Consider the following 23,727-nt stretch of genomic DNA (forward strand, 5'->3'; position numbering starts at 1 on the left):
TGGGGACCCGCGCAGCGGGCGACGACTCTTGCGGTCGCCTTCTTTTGCTTACTTTTCTTGGCGAAGCAAGAAAAGTGAGTAGCCGCCGGGCTACCCCCGGCAACGCACTTCTCCTCGAAGAAAGTGCCGTATCAGTTAAAGAGAAACGAAACCAACCCACCAATAAAAAAGGACGCAAACTCGCGTCCTTTTTTAACAAACAAACCCAACTTAGCGCTTAGGCGCCCCACCCAACAACGCCGCCATCTTATGCTTAGGCGCCTTAGCCGGAGCCTGCTCCACAGGCTTAGCCTCACTAACAGTAGACGGCGCAGGTTCATAGGGCTTGGTAAAGAACGGATCTATCTTCTCCTTACGCGGCGCAGCGTAAGCACTACGGCTACCCTGATCACGCCCACCAGCCGAATCACGCGCAGACGACTCACGACGCTCCGAACCACGACCACGCGATTCACCCTCTTCACGACGCGGACTGCGTTCTTTACGCTCGCTGACACGCTGGGCTGCGGGCACAAAACCAGCCAGATGCGCAGGTACAAATTTATGTTTGATCAGCTTTTCGATATCAACCAGCAAACGCGCATCCTTATCAGAGTACAAGGAGATCGCATCACCCGAAGCACCGGCACGGCCGGTACGGCCGATACGATGGACGTAATCTTCAGCGTTGTATGGCAAGTCGTAATTAATCACGCATGGCAGCTCTGCAATGTCCAGGCCGCGTGCGGCAACGTCGGTCGCAACCAGTACTTCTATCGCCCCATTCTTGAAAGCGTCCAACGCCGTCATGCGTTCGGCCTGCGATTTATCACCATGAATGGCCGACGCTTTCACGCCTTCGCTTTCCAGCTGACGCGCCAGGCGCGATGCGCCGATCTTGGTGTTGGAGAAAACGATCACTTGCTTCAGGCCGCGTTCACGAATGATGTAAGACACTGCATCACCCTTGTCCGCCTCTTCCATCTTGTAGACGATCTGGGTCACATTTTCTGCGGTGGCATTGCTGCGCGCCACCTCGATGGTGACCGGATCTTTCAGGAAGGTCGATGCGAGTTTTTTGATTTCCGGCGAGAAGGTCGCGGAGAACATCAGATTCTGGCGTTGCTTCGGCAAGAGGTTGATGATGCGCTGCAGATCAGGCAGGAAGCCCATGTCCAGCATGCGGTCAGCCTCATCCATCACCAGGATTTGCGTTTGTGACAGGTTCAGTGTCTTTTGCTGGATGTGGTCGAGCAAACGACCCGGTGTGGCGATCACAATTTCGACACCGGAACGCAGCGCCGCGGTCTGCGGCGCCATATCGACACCACCGAATACCACCACCGAACGCAGCGGCGTGTGACGCGAATAGGCTTTGACGTTATCTGCAACCTGGTCGGCCAGCTCACGGGTCGGCGTCAGGACCAGTGCACGCACCGGATGGCGCGCCGGCGAAGCACTGCTGTTGGCATGCGCCATCAGCAATTGAATAATAGGCAGGGAGAAACCAGCGGTTTTACCGGTACCGGTTTGCGCTGCACCCATGACGTCCACACCTTGCAGGACGACCGGAATGGCTTCAGCCTGGATAGGCGTCGGATGCACATAGCCCTGTTCACCCAGGGCGCGCAGGATTTCCGGCGCCAGGCCGAAGTCTTCAAAACGGACAGCAGGATGAGCATCGGCCGCAGCGGCTGACGGGGTGGTCGTTGGGATTACAGGCTGACTATCAGACATGATGTTTAGCAGGTCTTGCCCTTGCGAGGCGACATGATCGATGTCGATAATAAAACCGCACAACCAATCCGAAAAAGACCCGGCTCTTTCGATAAATTTGAATTATTTCTGTGATGATGAAACGAGGTGCATGTGCGGGCGCAGGCCGCTCTTGAAAAACCGGACCAGCTCAACCGCCATCACTACCCTCGACAGGACAGTCAGCATTATACGCCGGACGGCAATTTCCCGTGATTTATCAGTATGTAGCAGCTAAAAAGGCAGAAATCTGCTGCAACCCGCTTTGATGCAGTGCCGCAAGGCTGAACCACGGGAATAGTGAGCAGAGGCCGGGCTGGCGTTGCCGAAAAGCAAATCCAGCCCGTTTATCTGATCAGCAAGCGATCAGGCAGTCAGGCGCAAAGCCTCGTTGTTGGCGGACAGGCGTTGGGGCGACGACTGCGGTGCACCTGCCGAATGCGGACTGACGCTGCGTCCGGTACGGAATACTGCGATCGATTGCGTCAGGTGGAAGGTTTGCTCTTCCAGGCTGGCCGCCGCTGCCGCGGCTTGCTCGACCAGGGCCGCATTTTGCTGCGTCACTTCATCCATTTGCGACACCGCCAGGTTGACCTGGTCTATGCCATTGCTTTGTTCACGGCTGGCAACGGTGATTTCATTCATGATACCGGTCACGCGTTGTACCGAGCTTACGATATCGTCCATCGTGGTCATGGCGTCGCTGACCAGGCGGTTACCGGCATCGACTTTTTCTACCGAGTCGTCGATCAGGCCTTTGATTTCCTTCGCTGCACTGGCCGAACGTTGCGCCAGGCTGCGCACTTCCGCCGCCACCACTGCAAAGCCCTTGCCCTGCTCTCCGGCACGCGCTGCTTCTACCGCCGCATTCAGGGCGAGGATGTTGGTCTGGAAGGCGATACCGTCTATCAGGCTGATGATGTCGACGATTTTCTTTGCCGATGCACTGATTTCATCCATGGTCGCGCCGACCTTCTCAACCACCGCGCCTCCCTTGCCGGCAACGGCGGACGCCGATTGCACCAGCTCATTGGCCTGGCTTGCGCTGTCTGCATTCTGCTTCACGGTTGAAGCAAACTGCTCCATGCTGGACGCGGTTTCTTCGAGGCTGGAAGCCTGCGACTCGGTACGACCGGAGAGATCCATATTACCGGCGGCGATTTCGCGCGTCGCGATGGTGATGGAATCCACATTGCTACGTATGTCGCCCATCACCGAGCGCAGATTGACATTCATTTGCTGCAGCGCTTGCTGCAATTGCCCCATGTCGTCATGCCGGTCAATTTCAAAATCTACGGTCAGGTCACCGCCCGCAATGACGCGGGTTTCCGCTATCAGCTTACGCAAAGGACGCACAATGGACGTGTGCAAACTAAACCACAGCAACAGGGCGATGCACACGCCAGCACCCGTCGCACTGGCATACCAGACCATGTTGGCAGCATTTTCTGCCGCGGTAGTCGCGACCAAACCCAAACCTGCAATCAATGCGATCAGCGTCACCATGCCCAGGCCAATTTTTGCGCCGAGACCAATGTCGCGCAGTGCGGCCAGCCTGGCAACAATACCCGTGCGCACCACCGCGCCGCGCTTGATGGCCAGACCTTGCGCCTGATCCGCCTTGAAACGGGCGTAAATAGCACCCGTGCCTTCGACCTGTTCGCGGCCGGGCTTGCTGCGCACCGACATGAAGGCGACGATTTCATTGTTTTCACGCACCGGGGTCACATTGGCATTGACCCAGTAAAAGTCGCCATTCTTGCGGCGATTTTTTACCAGACCGGTCCACGGCAAACCTTGCTTCAGCGTCTGCCACATATCGCCGAATGCTTCTTCCGGCATATCGGGATGACGGATCAGGTTATGTGGCTTGCCGATCAATTCATCTTCGTGGAAACCACTAGCTTCAATGAAAGCCGGATTCACGTAGGTGATCCGACCCTTGGTGTCTGTTTTCGAGACCAGCGACATCCCGTCCTGGAGGAAATATTCGTTACTCGTAACAGGCAAATTGGTGCGCATAAGTACATCTCCGGCTTGGAAAGGATGGAACGTAGCAATGGCCGGCTAACTAGGAAACCGGCCGCAAGATCAACTGCAAGAATAATACTTCTTAGCAACTATATTCCCGTAGGGAATATTTTTCTTGCGCTAGATCAAAATTTGCATCATTTCCGTGCAAATTCAGGGCACAAAATCCCAGTGCCCGGACCAGTCCGCCTCCTCTTTCACCACGCTACGGAGCATATCAAACGCCTTTTGCATGACTTCTGTCTCCTTCTCCCGGGTATAGACCAGATAAACCGGATAAGAGAACTCAGGCGCGCTTTTTACCAGTTGCAAAAAGTTTTCCGCCAGTGCGCGCCGCACCACGCGCGTACGGAAATAACCGCTGCCGCCACATTGCAGCAGGTATTGCAGGGCCAGTGGCCCCAGGTTGAAGGACAACACATTCTTCGCCTTGTCCGGCAAAGCGGCGTCGTGCTGCTTGCGGAAATCCGGCCCCCAGTCGACGTAGACGTAAGGCTCGGCATTCTTGGTAGAGGAAACCTGGACCAGCTTTTCCTCCAGCAATTGCTCGACCTGCATCCCGGTCCAGTACTCCGGCCGGTACACCAGTGCCGCATCCAGCAAGCCACGCTCCAGCTTGGATTGCAGAACCGCGCCATCGCCGACTTCGACGCGGATCGCATGCGACGGCAACTGGCGCCGTAGTTGCAGTGTCCACTGCAACATCAGTGGATTACACAAGCTCACCTCACTGCCCAGCGCCAGCGAATCGCCATAGCCATCCGGCAAGGGCAGGTCGCGCCGTGCCGCATCCCAGGTTTGCACCAGTTGACTGGCATAACCAACGAAACGCTCGCCGTCATCGGTCAAACGCGCTCCGGCGCGATTGCGCACAAACAAGGAACAACCCAGCTGCGACTCCAGGTTTTGCACCCGCGCCGTGACCGTGGTCTGCGTCACATGCAGGCGCGTAGCAGCGGCGATAAAGCTGCCGGAACGGACGATATAGAGGAAGGTGCGGGCAAGTTCTATGTCCATGACCAGCTTTCAGTGCAATTTTCTTGATAATAAATCGCATTAAATTTCATTTTTAATGCCCGGTTTAAATATGCATAATTTATACATATTTTAACGCCAAGCAATCGAAACTTAAAAACGTGCGCTTGCCCATGCCGGAAAGGAGCTATGCACATGTCGTCCCAAATGTTTTCCCAGGATGCCGTTCCCTTCATTCCCGACCACACACGTCTGCACCGCGCGACTGCCGACTTGCTGGGCAAGGCCGCGATCAAGATCAACGGACCACATCCGTGGGATATGCAACTGAAAGCGCCCGGCGTACCGGAACGCGCATTTTCGCAAGGCAATCTCGGTTTGGGCGAAGCGTATATGGATGGCGCATGGGAAGCAGAAGAACTGGACGAGTTCTTCGCCCGCCTCCTCGGCACACGCATGACCGACCAGATCAAGCCGCTGCGCCTGCTCGGACATGTACTGGCCGCCAAGCTGCTGAACCGGCAAGACATGAAACGCGCCCGGCAAGTAGGTGAAGTCCATTACGACCTCGGCAATGATTTCTATGCCGCAATGCTGGACAGCCGCATGACCTATACCTGCGGCTATTGGGAACACGCCAATAATCTGGAAGAAGCGCAAGTCGCCAAGCTCGACATGATTTGCCGCAAGTTACGACTCAAACCCGGCATGCGCGTACTCGATATCGGTTGCGGCTGGGGCAGCTTCATGGCGTATGCAGCCGAACACTATGGCGTGCAATGCGTAGGCGTCAGCATCTCGAAGGAACAGGTCAGCTGGGCGCAGCAGCGCTATGCCCACTTGCCGCTGGAATTCCGCCTGCAGGACTACCGCGAATTAAATGAGCCCTTTGATGCAATCGCCAGCGTCGGCATGTTTGAACACGTAGGCAGAAAAAATTTCCGCGCTTATATGGAAGTCGCGCATCGCTGCCTGAAAAAAGACGGCTTGTTCCTGCTACACACCATAGGCAAGAACATGCGCAAATCCGCACCCGATCCATGGATAGATAAATACATCTTTCCGAATGGCGATCTGCCCTCGATAGGTCAGATAGGCGATGCCGCTGACAACTTATTCGTCGTCGAAGACTTGCATAACTTCGGCGCCGATTACGACAAAACCCTGATGGCCTGGTACAGCAACTTCTGCAATGCCTGGCCACGGTTTGAACAAAATCTGGGCAATCGTTTTTACCGTATGTGGCGCTATTACCTGCTGTCTTGCGCTGGCGCATTCCGCGCACGCGATATACAGCTGTGGCAGTTGGTGTTATCGAAAGAAGGCGTGCGTGATGGTTATCGCCGTACACGTGTGTGATGTCAGGTGTTTACCGGTACACCGGCAGTTTTTACAGATAAACACATACGGTTTTTTTTGCAGTATCGACCAGCAGCAGTGCTGGTCATGGTTGGGCGCGAGGAGCAGGCAGCCTCGTCAGCCTTTCAAGTGGGTTCATATAAACAGGAGGTTTTATCATGGTAGTCAAAGAAGAGTTCAAGGTTAAAAGCGCATCCGGTCATACCGTTATCCTGCAAAACCTCACCACCGGCATCAGCTATCTGGATTTCGGCATGACGCACTTGCCACGCGACTTCCAGGGATATCGCGTCAAGTACACGGATCGTATTGCACAACCACAAAGCGACGGCACGTTCAAACTGAGCGATAGCGACGGTATCTACAGCCGTATCTGACAATGCCGGGGCACAAGCGATAGAGCCAGGCCCCGCCGCAATAAAAAGGGCTTACGATCATTCGTAAGCCCTTTATGCTTAGGCTGGCATTCCAATCCGGACGATCAGCTACCGCGATAAGTCGAATACGCCCACGGCGATACCACCAGCGGTACATGGTAATTCTGCGTCGTATCGGCAATCCCGAAAGCCAGCACCACTTCATCCACAAAGCGTGGCGAAGGTACAACGACGCCCTGCCCGGCAAAGTAATCCCCGGCGGCAAATACCAAAGCATATTTGCCCGGCTTCATGTCTGCGCCTTCCAGCAAAGGGCTATCACAGCGCCCATCCTGATTCGTGACCGTCGTTTTAAGCAAAGTCTTATTCCCCGCCTCATTGACGGTATACAGCGCTACCCTCACACCGACACCGGGTTTGCCCTTCGTAATATCCAGCACGTGTGTACTCAGCTTGCCCATGATTTCCTCTTTTTTTTCAGTAAAAATTAGCTGCATCTCCGGCTCAGATCATATACCGCCAGCCTTTAATCCATATACGCGCCGGCTTATATCAGCCATACATTCAGCAGACATAATTCAGTCGACACAGTTAAAGCCAAATTAGAAATCATCATTAAAAAGGCTGAATATATGCGCAAGCCAGACTACCCACGCGACATGACCGGTTACGGCCGTACTCCGCCGCACGCGCAATGGCCAGGGCAAGCTCGCATCGCCGTGCAATTCGTCCTCAATTACGAAGAAGGCGCAGAAAACTGCGTACTGGATGGCGACGCCGGTTCAGAAACCTTCCTGTCCGAAATAATAGGTGCGCAAAGCTTCCCGGCGCGTCATATGAGCATGGAATCAATATACGAATACGGTTCACGTGCCGGACTGTGGCGCTTGCTGCGCATGTTTGAAGAGCGCAAATTACCGCTGACCATCTTCGGCGTCGCTCGCGCCTTGCAACGCAACCCTGAAGCGGTGGCCGCCTTCCAGCAACTGGGGCATGAAATCGCCTGCCACGGCTTGCGCTGGATCAGCTATCAAAACATCGATGAAGCGACCGAACGCAAACACATGGCCGAGGCTGTCGCCATCTTCCGTGAACTGACCGGCAACGCGCCACTGGGTTGGTACACCGGACGCGACTCGCCGAATACGCGCAGGCTGGTGATGGAACATGGCGGCTTTGCATACGACGCCGACAGCTATGCAGATGACCTGCCGTACTGGGAAAACGTGGCGCATCGTGATGCAAACGGCAAAGAACTCAGCGCACCGCAATTGATTGTGCCCTACACGCTGGACAGCAACGACATGCGCTTCGCCGCGCCGCAAGGTTTCAACACGGGTACGCAATTCTTCGATTATCTGAAAGATGCTTTTGATGTGCTGTACGCCGAGGGTGACCCCCAGGGCCTGAATCGGCCGAAGATGCTATCGGTCGGCCTGCATTGCCGCCTGATCGGGCGGCCCGGACGCGCAGCGGCGCTGGCACGTTTCCTCGATTATGTTTTAAACCACCAACAAGTCTGGATCACCCGTCGTATTGATATTGCCAATCACTGGCGCGCCACCCATCCGTTCAGCGGCTGATTCCGACTGAATCACACCCATCCCCAAGGTTGTACCGACGTGGAGGCTCCACGGAAATACGCACGGACATTTATCGTGTCTGGCGATGAATAGGAGTAGTAGTAACTCGTTTTTAAATATAAAAAATCAGGAGACAAAGATGTACCCAATAAAATTTAAAAAGATTTACCTCGCAGTCGCAATTACTTCAGCATTCGCAACGCCAGCAATGGCACAAACATCGACACAAGTCGTGGGTCTGGTCGACAACTACGTCGGTTCGATGAAATACAGCGGCGATACCGGCCGCAAGGGTGTCGTCAACAGCGGCGGCATGACCACCTCATGGTTCGGCATCAAAGGCAGCGAAGATCTCGGCAATGGACTCAAGGCCAACTTCAACCTGACTTCATTCTTCCGTGCCGATACAGGTGCAAACGGCCGCTTCAATGGCAATGAAACCTTCTTCTCGCGCGACGCCAACGTCGGCTTGTCAGGTGGCTTCGGCGCGGTGACTTTAGGCCGCGGACTCGCACCTAACTTCCTGCCATCCAAAATATTCAATCCGTTCGGCGACTCCTTCCAGCTGTCGCCGCTCATCCTGCACATGAACGTGCCCTGGTTCAACGCTTCCGGCTGGACCAACACCATCGCAGGCGATACCGGCTGGAGCAATGAAATCATTTACAGCACACCGGAGATGGGTGGTTTCAAAGCGAACCTCCATTACCAGTTCGGTGAAGTCGCCGGCAAAAACAGCAAAAACAACGTCGGCGGCAATGTGTTCTACTCCAACGGTCCACTGGCATTGAGTGCTTTCTATCAAAAAGTCAAAGTCAATAACCCACTGGATCAATCGCCCGGCAATGTGCAACCGGCAACCAATATCCCGTTTGCCAGTGGCATCAGTGCGGCACGCCAGACTGCATGGTTTGTCGGTGGCTCATACGACTTTACGGTCGCCAAGCTGTTCGCCACATACAACCAGAGCAGCCATGATGTAGATCTGAAAGACCGAACCATGCAATTCGGTACCAGCATCCCGCTCGGACAAGGCGCGATCCTGGCGTCGTGGGCCAATACCAAACGCGATGGCAAGGTGGTAGGACTGGACCTCAAACGCAATACCGCCTCGTTTGGCTATGACTACAATCTGTCCAAACGTACCGACGTCTATGCCGTCTATATGTATGACAAGATTACCCGGCAAACTACAGGCAACAGTGTGGCACTGGGCATACGTCATCGCTTCTGAGGCTGATGTAGCCTGAGCAAGGCCCATAAAAAAGAGTCACGCATACGTGACTCTTTTTATTTGCCCGGAGAATAAGCGCTTATGAGGTTTCTCTATCCTGCGCTTCCCTGTTCTGCATCAGGCGAATTCGCCTATCTTCTTAATCACCGCATTCCGCACTGAACCGCTGACCACAAACGATTGCGCTACTGCGATGTCATTATGGAACCAGCGATCACCATCGAGACAGGCCGGGATCTGTTTGCGGATTTCAGCATACGCCGCCTGTGTACCCTGCCCCAGCACCACACCCGGCAATAAGTCTTCCGTCATCGTCAGCGCCTGGGCTGCCAACAGCATTTCAACACCGATGATGTATTGCGTATTCGCCACCACGGTGGCCGCCTTGCGTGCACACCAGGTCGAGTTGGAGACGTGGTCTTCACTATTGCCTTTGGCCGGAATACTGTCCACGCTGCCCGGCATGCACAGCGTACGGTTTTCCATTACCAGCGAGCTGAGTGAGCACTGCACCACTGGGTAACCGGTGTTGACGCCACGTACACCGCTCATCAGGTTGCGTGGCAAACCCCAGGACAGGGTCGGATCGATCAGACGCGCAACGCGACGTTCGCAGATGCTGCCAAGGTCGGTGATCGCCATGGCCAGCAAGTCCATTGCCTGTGCCAGGTACTGGCCGTGGAAGTTACCACCGGAGATGATTTCAAAGCCACCACCTTGCTTGCCAAAGATCAGTGGGTTGTCTGTGGCGGAGTTGATTTCCTTGTCGACGATGTTGTCGATGTAGTCGAGTGCATCAAAAACCGGGCCGTAGACTTGCGGTGAGCAACGCAGTGAATAAACATCCTGGATACGTGCGGTGTACGGAATATCGGTACGGCGCAATTCTTCCGGAAATTGCACAGCACGTGCTTCATGCGTGGTGCGGGTCGAGCCGGACAGCAGGTTGCGGATGATGGCTGCAGTCTTGATCTGGCCTGCGTGTGGGCGGGCTTGCTGGATACGGTCATCGAAGGCGGCCATTTCAGCGCGCATCGCTTCCAGTGTCAGACCCAGCGACAGACAGGCATCGGTCAGCAGGTTACGCGCATCATGAGCGACCAGTACGGCCACTGCCAGTGATGCAGTACAGCCGTTGATCAGGGCGGATGCATCTTTGGCCTTCAGGTCGAATTTGACCGGGCCGATATTCGCTTTGGTGATTGCTTGCGGGGCTGACATGCGCTGGCCTTGATACATCACCTCCGCTTCATCGAAACCGGCAATCGCAGCAGCCAGATAAGACAACGGAGCCAGGTCACCGGAAGCACCGACTGAACCCTTTTGCGGCATGATCGGATGGATGCCTGCATTCAGGAATGCGATCAGGCGATCAACGACTTCGACCCGTGGTGCCGAGTAGTTGCTGGCAAAAGCATTCGCACGCAACAGCATGGTGGCGCGGCTGACTTCTTCCGAGAACGGTTCACCCATACCGGCGCAGTGCGCCTTGATCATCTGGGTCTGGAACAATTCGATATGCTCGACCCTGATGCGGGTGTCTTTCAGCAAACCGACGCCGGTGTTGAAGCTGTACATCATCGGTGCTTCGTCATGCATCCAGGTGGCTTCGATGTAATCGCGGCTTTCCTTGAGAGCGGCGCGCGACGAATCTGCCAGCGCGACCGGCAGGTGCGGGGCGCGGGCTACGGCCAGGACTTGCGCCGCAGTCAGGGTGAAGCCGTCGATGGTGATTTGTTTCATTACGTTTCCTCTTTATATTTTTCTCAGTATCCGACTACGAACCAACTTATTTTGCGCCAGCTTCGAACCAGGCGCCTACCAATTTACGCTCTTCATCTGTCATATGCGTCAGATTACCCAGCGGCATATCCTTGGTTTGCACGGTGCGCTGATAAACCTTGACTGCATGCTGACGTATTAATTCAGGCGTCTGCAACATCATGCCGGCAGGCGCTGTAGCAAATCCTTCAAAGGTCGGTTTCGCGGAATGGCAATTGACGCAGCGCTGGGTAATGACCTCTTGCACTTTCGCAAAATCAACCGCCGAGATAGTGGCCGTGTCTGTACCTGGCGCAGCTGCAGCTGCCTTGGGTGCCGGACGCGGAGCAATCGCAATCGCGACTGCGACCAGCAAGGCGACGCCGACAATCGGATAAGCAACGGACACCCGGCCTGCATGACGCAAGTTGAAGAAGTGACGGATCAGTACACCGGCAGCCATGATCGCCGCCAATACCAGCCAGCTGTATTTATGCGTATATGTCATCGCATAGTGATTGCTGATCATGATAAACAGCACTGGCAAGGTGAAGTAGTTGTTGTGCACGCTGCGTTGTTTCGCACGCTTGCCGTACACCGGGTCCGGCGACTTGCCCACCTTCATTGCTTCCACCAGTTTGCGCTGACCCGGAATGATCACCATCAGCACATTACCGACCATCATCGTGCCTATCATCGCGCCGACGTGTATGTATGCAGCACGACCACTGAGCAAATGCGTCAGTGCATACGATGCAGCAACGATGAATACAAACATGACGATGCCAAGCAAGCCTTCGCGCTTGCCCAAAGGCGAACGACACAAGAGGTCATATACGATCCAGCCGACTACCAGCGTACCGAGGCCGACGCCTATGGCTTCCCACGACGACAAATCGGCGACCGATTTATCTATCATCATGGCTGAGGCATTGAAGTAGTAGACAATAAACAACATGGCAAAACCACTCAGCCAGGTTGCGTACGCTTCCCATTTAAACCAGTGTAATTCGGGGGGCAGCTCGGCCGGAGCGACCAGATACTTTTGCGGATTGTAGAAACCGCCGCCGTGTACTGCCCACAACTCGCCGGATACACCTTTTTTTGCCAGCTCACTGCCGGGCTTGGGCGGCCGGATCGAGTTATCGAGCCAGACGAAATAGAAGGATGCGCCTATCCACGCAATCCCGGTGATCAGGTGCAGCCAGCGCACCAGCAGGTTGAGCCACTCAACGCCGTACGATACAAATAATGCTTCCATGTCTTCCCCACATTTGACTCTCATCCGCCACGGCGTGCTCTGCAGATGAGCGGGACTATGCGCCCCGACTGGCCGTATCTGCCGGTAAATATGTGTAAGGAATCACTCCTGACCTCCTTACGCTACCGGTCATGCCGCTGCGACCTTATGCTCTTCACTCCATACGCCCATGCAATTTTTTACTGCGAGCAGCCGACTGTTTTCGGTGCTGTTTTTGCTTCTATTTGCGTACAGAATGCTGGAACGATAAACGCCCGCGTCACTTAAAACATTGCAGCAGCCTTATATTTGACATATCAAATTTGATATACAACAATGAACTCGTTATATGAGACATTCGGTAATAAATATTATTAATAAATCCGAACGCCTGCCTGCGCTTGCAGTATGAACGGTGACAAAAACGGAGACAAATATGTCCAGGCTGCCCGATCACCTCGATATACACCTGATACGTATTCTTTATTTACTGCTGTGCGAAAAGAATGTTTCGCGCGTGGCATTGAAACTGAATCGGCCCCAACCGTCGATATCCGCTTCCTTGCGCAAATTGCGTGAGCTGACCGGTGATCCGCTATTGGTGCGCGGCGCACGCGGCATGGTGCCGACCCAGCATGGCGAAAGCCTGATGAAATCGGCCAAGCGCATACTCGATGAAGCCGAGCATCTGTTCATCCCGAAGACGGCCTTTGTGCCACAGGAAGAAGCACGCACCTTCCACATCGCAGCGCCGGATTACATGAATACGCAATTCTTCACAGAGGTAATCGCGCGCCTGCGTCGCGAATCGCCGAAGAGCCATATCGTGATTCATGCCCTGGGGCCGGAAACAGATTATGTACGCCTGTTATCAGATGGCGAGCTGGACCTGGTCATTGCGAACTGGGATGAAATGCCGGAACACCTGCATATGTCCAAGCTGTTTGACGATCCTATCGTTTGCCTGATGCGCTCTGACTGTGCGTATGCGAAGCGTACCGCGAAGGATGCAATGACGATCGAGGACTACCTGAGCCTGCCACATGCTGCGCCATCGCAGATTCTGCCCGGCTATCACGGCACTATCGATACTTTTCTCGAAAAGCAGAACATGCAGCGCAACATCGTGGTTGAATCAGCGCACTTCCGCATGCTCCCTTACATGGTCGAAAAAACCGATCTGGTGCTGACCGCCGGACAGCAATTCACCAGTTTCTATGAGAAGACCCTGTCACTGAAAAGTTACAGCGTACCGATCAAATTTCCACCACTGCGGTTCTATCAGTTATGGCATGAACGTGTGCATCAGGCGACTGAGCACAAATGGTTACGCGCACAGGTTAGTGCTGCTGCGAAAGTTCTGACGGACTGATGATCGATATGCACATTTAAATCATCACGCTTATATCCACTTCCCCAGCTTGGGTATAGCCTGGCTCGTATAGTGGACTGGTTTAATTACTTTAGTATCGGCCATCGAGCCTGTACGAAAGATGTCGCCTGGCATTGGCCCCTTCCGCACAAGGACTCGTTCAGAGGCTGTTGCAAAATGGAGCTGACGGGAAGAACGCCAGCGTCATCTTGCAGCGGCCTCCATACATAAAAACGGAGACAGCCATGACAACCAGTAGCCATCCGGTAGATGAAATACTACCGATCCCTAAGCTCGCCGCACTTGGTATACAGCATGTTCTTGTAATGTATGCGGGTGCAATTGCAGTCCCACTCATCGTCGGTGGTGCATTAAATCTTCCCAAGTCCGACATTGCTTTCCTCATTAGCGCCGACCTGTTTTGCTGCGGCCTGATCACCATCATTCAAAGTCTCGGCATCTGGAATTTCGGCATCCGCATGCCGGTGATGATGGGTGTGACCTTCGCTGCAGTAGGCCCCATGGTTGCGATGGCCGGCAATCCCTCACTGACCATCTTGCACATCTACGGGGCGGTGATCGCATCAGGGATATTCTGTATCTTTGCCGCGTCCTATATGTGCAAACTCATGCGCTACTTTCCACCCGTCGTAACCGGCACCGTCATCACCATCATCGGTATCTCGTTGATGGGTGTCGGCATCAACTGGGCCGCAGGCGGACAACCCGTCATCCACAGCATGGTTGATGGTGCGATGGTCACCATGCCGAATCCTGACTATGGCTCGCCACTGAACCTGACGGTCGCCGCCATCGTGCTCGTTTCCATTCTACTCATTACCAAATACGTCAAAGGCTTCATCGCCAATATCTCGGTACTGATGGGCATGATCATCGGCTTCGTGATTGCACTCGCACTCGGCAAGGTCAGCTTCGACGGCCTCGGCAGCAGTGAATGGTTCGCAATGATTGCGCCCTTCCACTATGGCTGGCCGCAATTCGACATCGGCTCCATCATCAGCATGTGTCTGGTCATGATAGTCACCATGATTGAATCAACCGGCATGTTCATCGCGCTCGGTGACATCATCGATAAAAAAGTCGATGACAAAACGCTGGGACGCGGCTTGCGCGTCGATGGCCTCGGCACCCTGATAGGCGGTATCTTCAATACCTTCCCTTACACCTCGTTCTCGCAAAACGTCGGCCTGGTCGGCGTCACCGGCATCCGCAGCCGCTATGTCTGCGTCGCCGCAGGTCTGATCTTGGTCGCGTTTGGCCTGTTCCCGAAAATGGCACACGTCGCCGCCTCCATCCCGCAATTCGTACTGGGCGGCGCCGGCATCGTGATGTTCGGCATCGTCGCCGCGACCGGCATCAAGATCCTTGGCAAGGTAGATTTCACCGGTAACCGCCACAACGTCTTCATCGTCGCCGTCAGCATAGGCGCGGGCATGATCCCGACGGTTGCACCGAGCTTCTTCAACCAGTTGCCAGACTTCCTGGCCACCATCTTCCATAGCGGCATCTTGCTGGCCACGACCACTGCCGTAGTACTGAATCTTTACTTCAATGGTCGTGGCACGGAAGAAGATGTTGCCGCATTCTCGATGGCGGCAGCACAGAGTTCGGAACACTAAGCAGCAACACGTGTCCCACGCGTGCGGAAAGGATGCGGGCCGGAAGGTGGGACCTCCGGTCGGTTTTACTCATATGAATAAACGCAGGAAACAGGTATCAAGATGAGCACACTAGAACAATTGAACCGTCTGGCTACAAGCGACGTACCAGCTTTTATCGACATCCTGCACGGAATTTACGAGCACTCGCCCTGGATCCCGGAACGCGCAGCGAAGCTCGCGCCGTTCAGCAATATCACCGCGCTCAAGCAGGCCATGCAAGGGGTGGTGTCCAATGCCACCCGTGCCGAACAGCTGCAACTCATCCGTGCCCACCCGGAGTTGGCAGGCAAGGCTGCGATCGCAGGCACGCTAACGGTTGAGTCCACCGGGGAACAAGCCAAGGCCGGTCTGAATTTATGCTCGCCGGAAGAATTCGCCACGCTGCAACAACTCAACAGCGACTACAACGCAAAATTCGGCTTCCCCTTCATCCTCGCGGTCAAGGGAGCGACCGGCAAAGGACTGACGCGCCAGCAAATCATCGCGACCTTCACCCGCCGCCTGCGTAACCAGCCGGAAGATGAATTACGCGAGGCGCTGCGCCAGATCGGCCGCATTGCCGAAATGCGCCTCAATGATTTACTCGGCCACGTGCCGGCCATCGGTGCCACCGTGATGGAGTGGGCAGAAGATATCGCTGTCTGGAGTGAAGACGAAGGCGCACTGACCTGCACCTATATGAGCGATGCACATCGCCGCACTGCGAATCAAATCGCAGACTGGATGCGTGCTGCCGGTATGCATGCGCACATCGATCCGGTCGGTAATGTCGTCGGTCGCTATCTTTCCACCGATCCACGCGCCAAGACCCTGATCACAGGTTCGCATTACGACACCGTGCGCAATGGCGGCAAGTACGACGGCCGCGAAGGCATCTTGCTGGCGATTGCCGTCGTCAAACACCTGCATGAACGCGGCGAAACCCTGCCCTTCCATTTTGAAGTCATTGCCTTTGCCGAAGAGGAAGGCGTGCGCTTCAAGAGCACCTTCCTCGGCAGCAATGCCGTCATCGGCCAGTTTATTATGGACTTGCTCGACATTACCGACAAAGACGGCATCAGCATGCGCGAAGCCATCACGCAGGCAGGCCATGACGTCAATGCTATCCCGCAGATCGCGCGCAATCCTGACGACGTTCTCGGTTATGTGGAAGTGCACATCGAACAAGGTCCGGTGCTGTTGCAACACGACTTGCCGGTCGGCATCGTCACTTCCATCGCAGGCAGTTCGCGCTACCAGGTCGAACTGCGCGGGGTTGCCAGCCACTCCGGTACCACGCCTATGTCGATGCGCAAAGACGCTGCGGCGGCCGCTGCCGAAATCGTCCTCTACGTCGAGCAACGCTGCGCGCAGGATCAGCATGCTTCGCTGGTCGGCACGGTCGGCCAGTTACAGGTGCCTAACGGTTCCACCAACGTTATCCCGGGGCGTTGTGTATTCTCACTGGATATACGTGCAGCAGTTGACTCTATACGCGATGCAGCAGTCACCGACATCCTGCAACACATAGACAGTGTTTGCACACGTCGCAACATTGAGTACAAGGCAGAACAAACCGTAGTCGCTCCCGCCGCACCATGCGCGCCGTGGCTGATGAAGCAACTGTCTGCAGCGACCGAACGCGCCGGAGTACGCCCGTTTGAACTGGCTTCCGGTGCTGGTCATGATGCGATGGCCATCGCAAAAATGACCGATGTCGCCATGCTCTTCACACGCTGCGGCAATGGCGGCATCAGCCACAATCCACTAGAAACGATGACAGCCGACGACACCGAAGTGTCGGCGCAAATCCTGCTGGATTTTCTGCGCAACTTCAAAGAAAAATAACTAAAACAGTAAGTCTGGATAGTCTGGGCGGATCAAATTTTTTTGACCCGCCCTCTTTTTTCGACCGCGTGACGAATGCGTGTTGATAACGATATGTGCGCCCCTCTCCTGAAGGTCTAGCCATGAAAATGATAGCCAACCTCAAAATCAGACAGAAACTGACACTCAGCTTCGGCATCGTGTTTGCCTTGCTGGTCGTCATTACCGTACTCAGCAACATTAAGCTGAATCAGCTGAACGACAGCATTAATCTCATCAGCAAGGATCGCTATCCGAAAACCATACTGGCGAATGCAGTGCAGATCGAGGTCAACAAAATCGCATTGAACCTGCGCGACATGATGTTGAGCCGCGATCCAGCCAAAATTAAAAGTTTGCTGGACGATGCACTGGCCTCCGACCAGAAAATGAAACAAGGTCTGAATCAGCTCAAGTCGATTGCGCAGACCGAAGAAGACCAGCGCTACGTCAACGCCGCCATCAGCGCACGCGAACTCTACGTACCTGCGCGCGATACCTTGTTGCAACTGGCGCAGCACGGCAAGACGAATGAAGCCCAGGCCTACCTCGACCAGGTCTTCATGCCACTACAAGTCAAATACTTCATCGCGCTGGATGCCATGTTCGACTATCAGGGCGGCCTGATGAGCGCAGCAGGCGAGACTGCCAGCGCCAATTCCGAACAGGCGCGCCGGATCATCAACGTCCTCGCCGCCATTACCTTGCTGATGGCTATCGCCGCCGGCTGGTGGGTCACGCGCAGTATCACCCGTCCGCTGAACACCGCCATTGCTGTGGCACGCCGTGTGGCGCAGGGTGATCTGGGCGGCCCTATCTTCGTCAAAACGACTAATGAAGTCGGGCAACTGATGGCCGCGCTGAAAACCATGAACGACAACCTGCATCACATCGTCAGCCAGGTACGCAACGGCACAGACACCATCGCCAGCGCTTCCGGTGAAATCGCACGCGGCAATATGGATCTCTCTTCACGCACGGAACAACAAGCCAGTTCACTGGAAGAAACCGCATCGGCGATGGAAGAACTGACCTCGACCGTGAAGGAAAATGCTGACCATGCGCAGGAAGCCAGTCAGCTGGCTGCGTCTGCCTCCGACATCGCGCGGCAAGGCGGCAGCGTGGTACATGACGTGATCAATACGATGGCAGCCATCAATACCTCATCGAAAAAGATCATGGACATTACCGGCGTGATCGACAGCATCGCCTTCCAGACCAATATCCTGGCACTGAATGCAGCGGTAGAAGCAGCGCGCGCCGGTGAACAGGGACGCGGCTTTGCCGTGGTCGCAGCCGAAGTGCGCAACCTGGCGCAGCGCAGTGCCACGGCGGCGCGCGAGATCAAGGCGCTGATAGATGATTCGGTCGAAAAAGTTGATAAGGGCAGCAAACTGGTGCAACAGGCTGGCCTGACGATGGATGAAGTCGTCACCAGCGTCGCGCGCGTCAACAACATCATCGCCGCCATCAACAATGCCAGCCAGGAACAAAGTGCAGGCATAGAGCAGGTCGGGCAAGCAGTCGTGCTGATCGATGAAGGGACTCAGCAGAACGCCGCACTGGTAGAGCAATCAGCCGCCGCAGCGCAATCACTGCGGGATCAGGCCGGACAGTTGATGCAACTGGTCAGCGTCTTCAAACTGGAGCGCGATAGCGTAGCCGCCGCCACCAGCCCGGCCACGCCGGAAAAGCTGCGCCTGGTGAGTACGTCGGCCACCCTGTTAGCGACGCAACAAGGCAGCAAGGTTGCCAGTCTGATGTCGCATTGATGGAAACAGCGATAATCAGATATTCGATAAAAATCGTTGAAAAAAGCAGCTGACATGCCTTAATCTATACATGCATGTTTTTCGATGCGATGACTGTAGCAGTGCCATCTGTCCATCATCGTATCGACGCTGCCGCCAGCAGCGCGTTGCACCTGTCTTAAACCCTTTTTGGGTTACCTTTTTTTGGCGACACAAAAAAGGTAACTGGCAACCGGTCCACCACCGGCAATGTCGGCGGAGCTGTCTGTAGATGGTCACCGTCCAAATTGAGTCTTAAACAGACAGGGATAGCCATGTCAAAAACGCTTCTTATCAAGAATGCCAGCGTGCTCGTCACCATGAACGAGCAGCGCGAAGAAATCAGTAACGGCGCGGTATTTATCCGCGACAACGTGATCGAACAAGTCGGCCCCGGCGCTACGCTGCCGCAGACTGCCGATGAAGTGATAGACGCCAGCCATCACGTCGTACTGCCCGGCCTGATCAATACCCATCACCACATGTATCAAAGCCTGACGCGGGCGGTTCCGGCTGCGCAGAATGGCGAATTGTTCAACTGGCTGACCAATCTGTATCCGATCTGGGCCAACCTGACGCCGGAGATGATCCAGGTGTCGACGCAGACCGCGATGGCGGAACTGATGTTGTCCGGTTGCACCACCAGCAGCGATCACCTCTACATTTATCCGAACGGCTGCCGCCTCGACGACAGCCTGGAAGCGGCACAGCAGATAGGCATGCGTTTCCATGCCGCGCGCGGTTCTATGAGCGTCGGCCAGTCCAAAGGCGGTTTGCCGCCGGATCGCGTCGTGGAACAGGAAGCCGACATCCTGCGCGATACGCAGCGCCTGATCGAGACTTACCATGATGCCGACCGCCATGCGATGCAACGCATCGTGGTGGCACCGTGCTCGCCATTTTCGGTATCGCGCGACCTGATGCGCGAATCTGCCAGCATGGCGCGCAGCTATAAGGTGTCACTGCATACCCACCTTGCGGAAAACGTCAGCGATATTGCTTACAGCCGTGAAAAATTCAATATGACGCCAGCCGAGTACGCGGAAGACTGCGGCTGGGTCGGGCACGATGTCTGGCATGCGCATTGCGTGCAACTGGACGACGCCGGTATCAACTTATTCGCCCATACTCACACCGGTATCGCGCACTGCCCCTGCTCGAATATGCGACTAGCTTCCGGCATCGCACCGATACGCAAGATGCTGGATGCAGGCGTTTCCGTCGGCCTGGGTGTCGATGGTTGCGCGTCCAACGATTCCGGCCACATGATGGCCGAAGTCAGGCAAGCGATGCTGTTGCAACGGGTAGGTTTCGGCCCGGATGCGATGACCGCCAGGCAGGCACTGGAAGTCGCCACGCTGGGCGGTGCCAAAGTCCTGAATCGCGACGATATAGGCGCGCTCAAACCCGGCATGTCGGCCGATATCATCATGTTTGATTTACGGCAAATCGGCTTCGCCGGCGCCTTGCACGATCCGGTCGCGGCGCTGGTGTTTTGCACCCCGCCCAATGTTGCCTGCAGCATCATTAATGGTCGCGTCGTGATACGCGATGGCCAGATTACAACAATCGATCTGGGACATGTCATTGAACGTCACAATGCACTGGCATTTTCACTGGCAGAGGCAGCACGCTAAAGACGCGCGGCCTTGGCGAACAGCAGGGGGATCATATAGCTACAGTCTTATAACTGATATGCCATACGCATTACATTAGGCAGGCAAATTTAGACGACATTAGATGCGCTGAACGACACCACGTCAGATGGTAAGCGTTCAAGCAAAAAACATAAAAAATTCGGAGACAAGCAGATGATTTTTTTGGAAAAGTTTTTCAAGCTCAGCGACCACGGTACGACCGTGCGCACAGAGCTACTGGCAGGGCTGACCACCTTCCTTACGATGGCCTACATCATCTTCGTCAATCCAGCCATCCTGGGTGACGCGGGGATGCCCAAGGATTCCGTATTCGTCGCCACTTGCGTGGCCGCCGCCATCGGCACCCTGATCATGGGCTTATATGCCAACTACCCTATCGGGCTGGCACCCGGCATGGGCCTGAACGCCTACTTCTCGTATGCAGTTGTGATCGGCATGGGCTATCCATGGCAAGCGGCCCTGGGCGCCGTCTTCATCTCCGGCTGCCTGTTCATGGTGGTGAGTCTGTTCAAGATCCGCGAGCTGATTATCAACAGCATTCCGGTTTCATTACGAACGGCGATCCCTGCGGGTATCGGCCTCTTCCTCGGACTGATCGCGCTGAAAAATGCCGGTATCGTGGTCGGCAATCCAAATACGCTGGTCACACTGGGCGATTTGCACAGCCCGCCAGCCGTACTGGCCATCATAGGCTTCATCGTGATCGTCGCACTGGATCGCCTGAAAGTCCGCGGCGCAATGCTGATCGGCATCCTGGCTGTGACCGTACTGAGCTTTTTCTTTGCGGGCAATCAATTCGCCGGAGTGTTCTCGACGCCGCCATCGGTCTCGCCTACCCTGTTCCAGCTGGATATCCCGGGCGCGCTGGGCATGGGCCTGATCAACGTGGTACTGGTCTTTTTCCTGGTTGAATTATTCGATGCGACCGGCACCCTGATGGGTGTGGCGCAACGTGCCGGTCTGGTCAAAAACGGCAAGATCGAACGCCTGAACAAAGCCTTGCTGGCAGACAGCGGCGCCATCATTGCCGGCTCCATGCTTGGCACTTCCAGCACCACCGCCTATATTGAAAGTGCCGCTGGCGTACAGGCAGGTGGCCGCACTGGCCTGACTGCCGTCACCATCGCTGTGCTGTTCCTGCTGGCCTTGTTCATTGCACCACTGGCAGGCGTGGTTCCGGCATACGCAACAGCACCGGCTTTGTTCTTTGTAGCCTGCCTGATGTTGCGTGAATTGCGTGACATCGATTGGGAAGACACCACCGAATGCGTACCGGCAGTGATCACCACCATCATCATGCCTTTCACTTATTCGGTAGCAAACGGTATGGCACTCGGCTTCATCACCTATGCCGCACTGAAGTTGCTGACGGGTCGTGCCAAGGAAGTGTCGATCATGATCTGGATCATTGCAGGTTTATTCACGTTCAAGCTGGTTTATCTGGGGTAGTCGTTCAGACCTCGCGAGTAAAGCAGAACAGATGTTGCGCAGCAGTGCGCAACATCTGGCAACAAGAATGAATTTGATTTCGTAAGTAGTTGCATCCAATCGCGCTACTTAGTCTTACTACAGAGTACACATCATGTCAGAACCGATACGCTTTTACTTCCGCGGCACCACACACGAAGTGAGTGGCCTTTCCAATACGCGTACCGTCTTGCAGCACCTGCGCGAAGACCTGCATTGCACCGGCACCAAAGAAGGTTGTGCCGAAGGCGACTGCGGTGCCTGCACCGTGGTAGTCGGCGAACTGCAAGGCGATCACCTCGAACTCAATACCGTCAATTCCTGCATCCAGTTCTTGCCGACGCTGGACGGCAAGGCGCTCTTCACGGTCGAAGACCTGAAGCAAAGCGACGGCTGCCTGCATCCGGTGCAACAGGCGATGGTTGAATGCCACGGCTCGCAATGCGGTTTCTGCACGCCCGGCTTCGTCATGTCCTTGTGGAATCTGTATCTGCACAATGACGACGGCAGTACCGCACCAAGCACAAGGCAAGTAGACGATGCACTGTCCGGCAATCTGTGCCGCTGCACTGGCTACCGCCCCATCATCGAAGCCGCACACCGCATGGGTGAGCTGCCAGCCGTACATTTTGACCGCACGCAGGTAGCAGATGCGCTGCGCGAACTGCAACGGCATGAGCCACTCAGCATCAGCTACGCTGGCCAGACCTTCCACGCGCCGCGCACCATAGAGCAACTGGCAGCACTACGCGCCGGATTGCCCAAGGCACGCATACTGGCTGGCTCCACCGACGTCGGTCTGTGGGTGACCAAACATATGCGCGACCTCGGCGACATCATTTACCTCGGCCAGGTAGAAGCGCTGAAAAGCATTAAGGAAGAAAACGGCTGGCTGGAAATCGGCGCCGGCGTCACGCTGGAAAATGCGTATGCAGCCGCCACCAAACACTACCCGCAAGAACTATCAGAACTGTGGCAACGCTTTGCCTCACTGCCGGTGCGCAATGCCGGCACGCTGGGCGGCAACGTCGCCAATGGCTCACCTATCGGCGACTCCATGCCGTGGCTGATCGCATTGGGCACACACATCGTCTTGCGCAGCGTTGCAGGAGAACGCAGCATGCCGCTGGAAGACTTCTATCTGGCTTATCAAAAATCAGCGATGCAGCCTGATGAATTCGTGCAGGCAGTACGCATACCCTTGCCACGCCCTGACGTCGCATTCCGCGTCTACAAACTATCGAAGCGTTTCGATCAGGACATCTCGGCAGTCTGTGCTTCGTTTGCGTTTGAACTGGTCGACGGCCAGGTACGTGATGCGCGCATCGCCTACGGCGGTATGGCAGCCACCCCTAAACGCGCAGCACAAGCCGAAGCCGCCCTCAACGGCAAAGCATGGAGCGAAACCAACGTGCGCGCTGCGATCGCCCTGCTGGCACAGGACTATGCACCACTCTCCGATATGCGCGCATCTTCCGCGTATCGCATGAAGACTGCACAGAATCTTTTATATCGCTACTGGCTGGAAACACGTGCAGAAGCACCTGTACCAGCGAGTTCTTTGCGCGCCTTTGCAGTAGCTACAGCAGAGACTGCCTGAGGATAGCAGGAGGAATATG

General features: G+C 55.4%; 18 protein-coding genes. 12 read left to right on the top strand and 6 right to left on the bottom strand.

Translation table 11 applies throughout. From position 1 onward, the window contains the following. A partial coding sequence (locus DBR37_RS17320; protein WP_233588408.1) for a hypothetical protein occupies positions 1 to 221 on the top strand: 221 nt, incomplete at its 5' end. On the opposite strand, the gene DBR37_RS15885 is transcribed toward DBR37_RS17320, so the two are convergent. From DBR37_RS15885 to DBR37_RS15895, 3 genes are all read right to left on the bottom strand, one after another. After that, positions 211 to 1,716 (bottom strand): DEAD/DEAH box helicase, encoded by a 1,506-nt coding sequence (locus DBR37_RS15885; protein ID WP_124575461.1) that lies wholly within the window; start codon positions 1,714 to 1,716, stop codon positions 211 to 213. The two genes, DBR37_RS17320 and DBR37_RS15885, sit on opposite strands and share 11 nt — an antisense overlap. Positions 1,717 to 2,100: 384 nt before the next feature. After that, the gene (locus DBR37_RS15890; RefSeq protein WP_124575462.1) at positions 2,101 to 3,756 is read right to left on the bottom strand and encodes a methyl-accepting chemotaxis protein; all 1,656 of its coding nucleotides are present in this window, start codon (positions 3,754 to 3,756) and stop codon (positions 2,101 to 2,103) included. A gap of 162 nt (positions 3,757 to 3,918) precedes the next feature. Further along, positions 3,919 to 4,782 (bottom strand): LysR family transcriptional regulator, encoded by an 864-nt coding sequence (locus DBR37_RS15895; protein WP_124575463.1) that lies wholly within the window; start codon positions 4,780 to 4,782, stop codon positions 3,919 to 3,921. Between the two features lie 153 nt (positions 4,783 to 4,935). Here DBR37_RS15895 and cfa point away from each other — a divergent pair, with 153 nt between their 5' ends. Both cfa and DBR37_RS15905 read left to right on the top strand, forming a co-directional pair. After that, entirely contained in the window at positions 4,936 to 6,099 is a 1,164-nt protein-coding gene (gene cfa, locus DBR37_RS15900) for a cyclopropane fatty acyl phospholipid synthase (protein ID WP_124575464.1), read from the top strand. A gap of 158 nt (positions 6,100 to 6,257) precedes the next feature. Then, positions 6,258 to 6,476 (top strand): hypothetical protein, encoded by a 219-nt coding sequence (locus DBR37_RS15905; RefSeq protein ID WP_124575465.1) that lies wholly within the window; start codon positions 6,258 to 6,260, stop codon positions 6,474 to 6,476. 104 nt (positions 6,477 to 6,580) lie between these two features. Here the strand turns inward: DBR37_RS15905 and uraH are convergent, their stop codons facing one another. Next, complete coding sequence (gene uraH / locus DBR37_RS15910) at positions 6,581 to 6,937, bottom strand: hydroxyisourate hydrolase (protein ID WP_124575466.1); 357 nt, start codon at positions 6,935 to 6,937, stop codon at positions 6,581 to 6,583. Between the two features lie 171 nt (positions 6,938 to 7,108). Between uraH and puuE the strand changes: the two genes are divergently transcribed. Both puuE and DBR37_RS15920 read left to right on the top strand, forming a co-directional pair. Then, positions 7,109 to 8,059: an allantoinase PuuE gene (gene puuE, locus DBR37_RS15915; RefSeq protein WP_124575467.1), complete on the top strand. Its 951-nt coding sequence runs from the start codon at positions 7,109 to 7,111 to the stop codon at positions 8,057 to 8,059. A gap of 139 nt (positions 8,060 to 8,198) precedes the next feature. Further along, positions 8,199 to 9,293: a porin gene (locus DBR37_RS15920; RefSeq protein ID WP_124575468.1), complete on the top strand. Its 1,095-nt coding sequence runs from the start codon at positions 8,199 to 8,201 to the stop codon at positions 9,291 to 9,293. Positions 9,294 to 9,410: 117 nt separating this feature from the next. On the opposite strand, the gene hutH is transcribed toward DBR37_RS15920, so the two are convergent. Both hutH and DBR37_RS15930 read right to left on the bottom strand, forming a co-directional pair. Next, a complete protein-coding gene (hutH, locus tag DBR37_RS15925; protein WP_124575469.1) occupies positions 9,411 to 11,036 on the bottom strand; it encodes a histidine ammonia-lyase in 1,626 nt (541 codons plus the stop codon). Between the two features lie 46 nt (positions 11,037 to 11,082). After that, positions 11,083 to 12,315, bottom strand: coding sequence for a urate hydroxylase PuuD (locus tag DBR37_RS15930; RefSeq protein ID WP_124575470.1), 1,233 nt, complete (start codon positions 12,313 to 12,315; stop codon positions 11,083 to 11,085). Between the two features lie 415 nt (positions 12,316 to 12,730). On the opposite strand from DBR37_RS15930, the gene DBR37_RS15935 reads away from it, so the two are divergent. From DBR37_RS15935 to xdhA, 7 genes are all read left to right on the top strand, one after another. Then, positions 12,731 to 13,666, top strand: coding sequence for a LysR substrate-binding domain-containing protein (locus DBR37_RS15935; protein ID WP_124575471.1), 936 nt, complete (start codon positions 12,731 to 12,733; stop codon positions 13,664 to 13,666). A gap of 245 nt (positions 13,667 to 13,911) precedes the next feature. Beyond that, a complete protein-coding gene (locus tag DBR37_RS15940; RefSeq protein WP_124575472.1) occupies positions 13,912 to 15,306 on the top strand; it encodes a nucleobase:cation symporter-2 family protein in 1,395 nt (464 codons plus the stop codon). Between the two features lie 102 nt (positions 15,307 to 15,408). After that, positions 15,409 to 17,175, top strand: coding sequence for an allantoate amidohydrolase (locus DBR37_RS15945; protein ID WP_124575473.1), 1,767 nt, complete (start codon positions 15,409 to 15,411; stop codon positions 17,173 to 17,175). A gap of 122 nt (positions 17,176 to 17,297) precedes the next feature. Further along, positions 17,298 to 18,965: a methyl-accepting chemotaxis protein gene (locus DBR37_RS15950; RefSeq protein WP_124575474.1), complete on the top strand. Its 1,668-nt coding sequence runs from the start codon at positions 17,298 to 17,300 to the stop codon at positions 18,963 to 18,965. Between the two features lie 293 nt (positions 18,966 to 19,258). Beyond that, positions 19,259 to 20,620 (top strand): 8-oxoguanine deaminase, encoded by a 1,362-nt coding sequence (locus DBR37_RS15955; RefSeq protein ID WP_124575475.1) that lies wholly within the window; start codon positions 19,259 to 19,261, stop codon positions 20,618 to 20,620. A 174-nt stretch (positions 20,621 to 20,794) separates the two neighbouring features. Continuing rightward, the gene (locus DBR37_RS15960; protein ID WP_124575476.1) at positions 20,795 to 22,090 is read left to right on the top strand and encodes an NCS2 family permease; all 1,296 of its coding nucleotides are present in this window, start codon (positions 20,795 to 20,797) and stop codon (positions 22,088 to 22,090) included. Positions 22,091 to 22,223: 133 nt separating this feature from the next. After that, positions 22,224 to 23,708, top strand: a complete 1,485-nt coding sequence (xdhA, locus tag DBR37_RS15965) for a xanthine dehydrogenase small subunit (RefSeq protein WP_124575477.1) — start codon at positions 22,224 to 22,226, stop codon at positions 23,706 to 23,708. The last annotated feature ends 19 nt before the right edge of the window (positions 23,709 to 23,727 follow it).

The organism is Herminiimonas sp. KBW02 (genome assembly GCF_003852535.1).
GTDB lineage: Bacteria > Pseudomonadota > Gammaproteobacteria > Burkholderiales > Burkholderiaceae_D > Oxalicibacterium.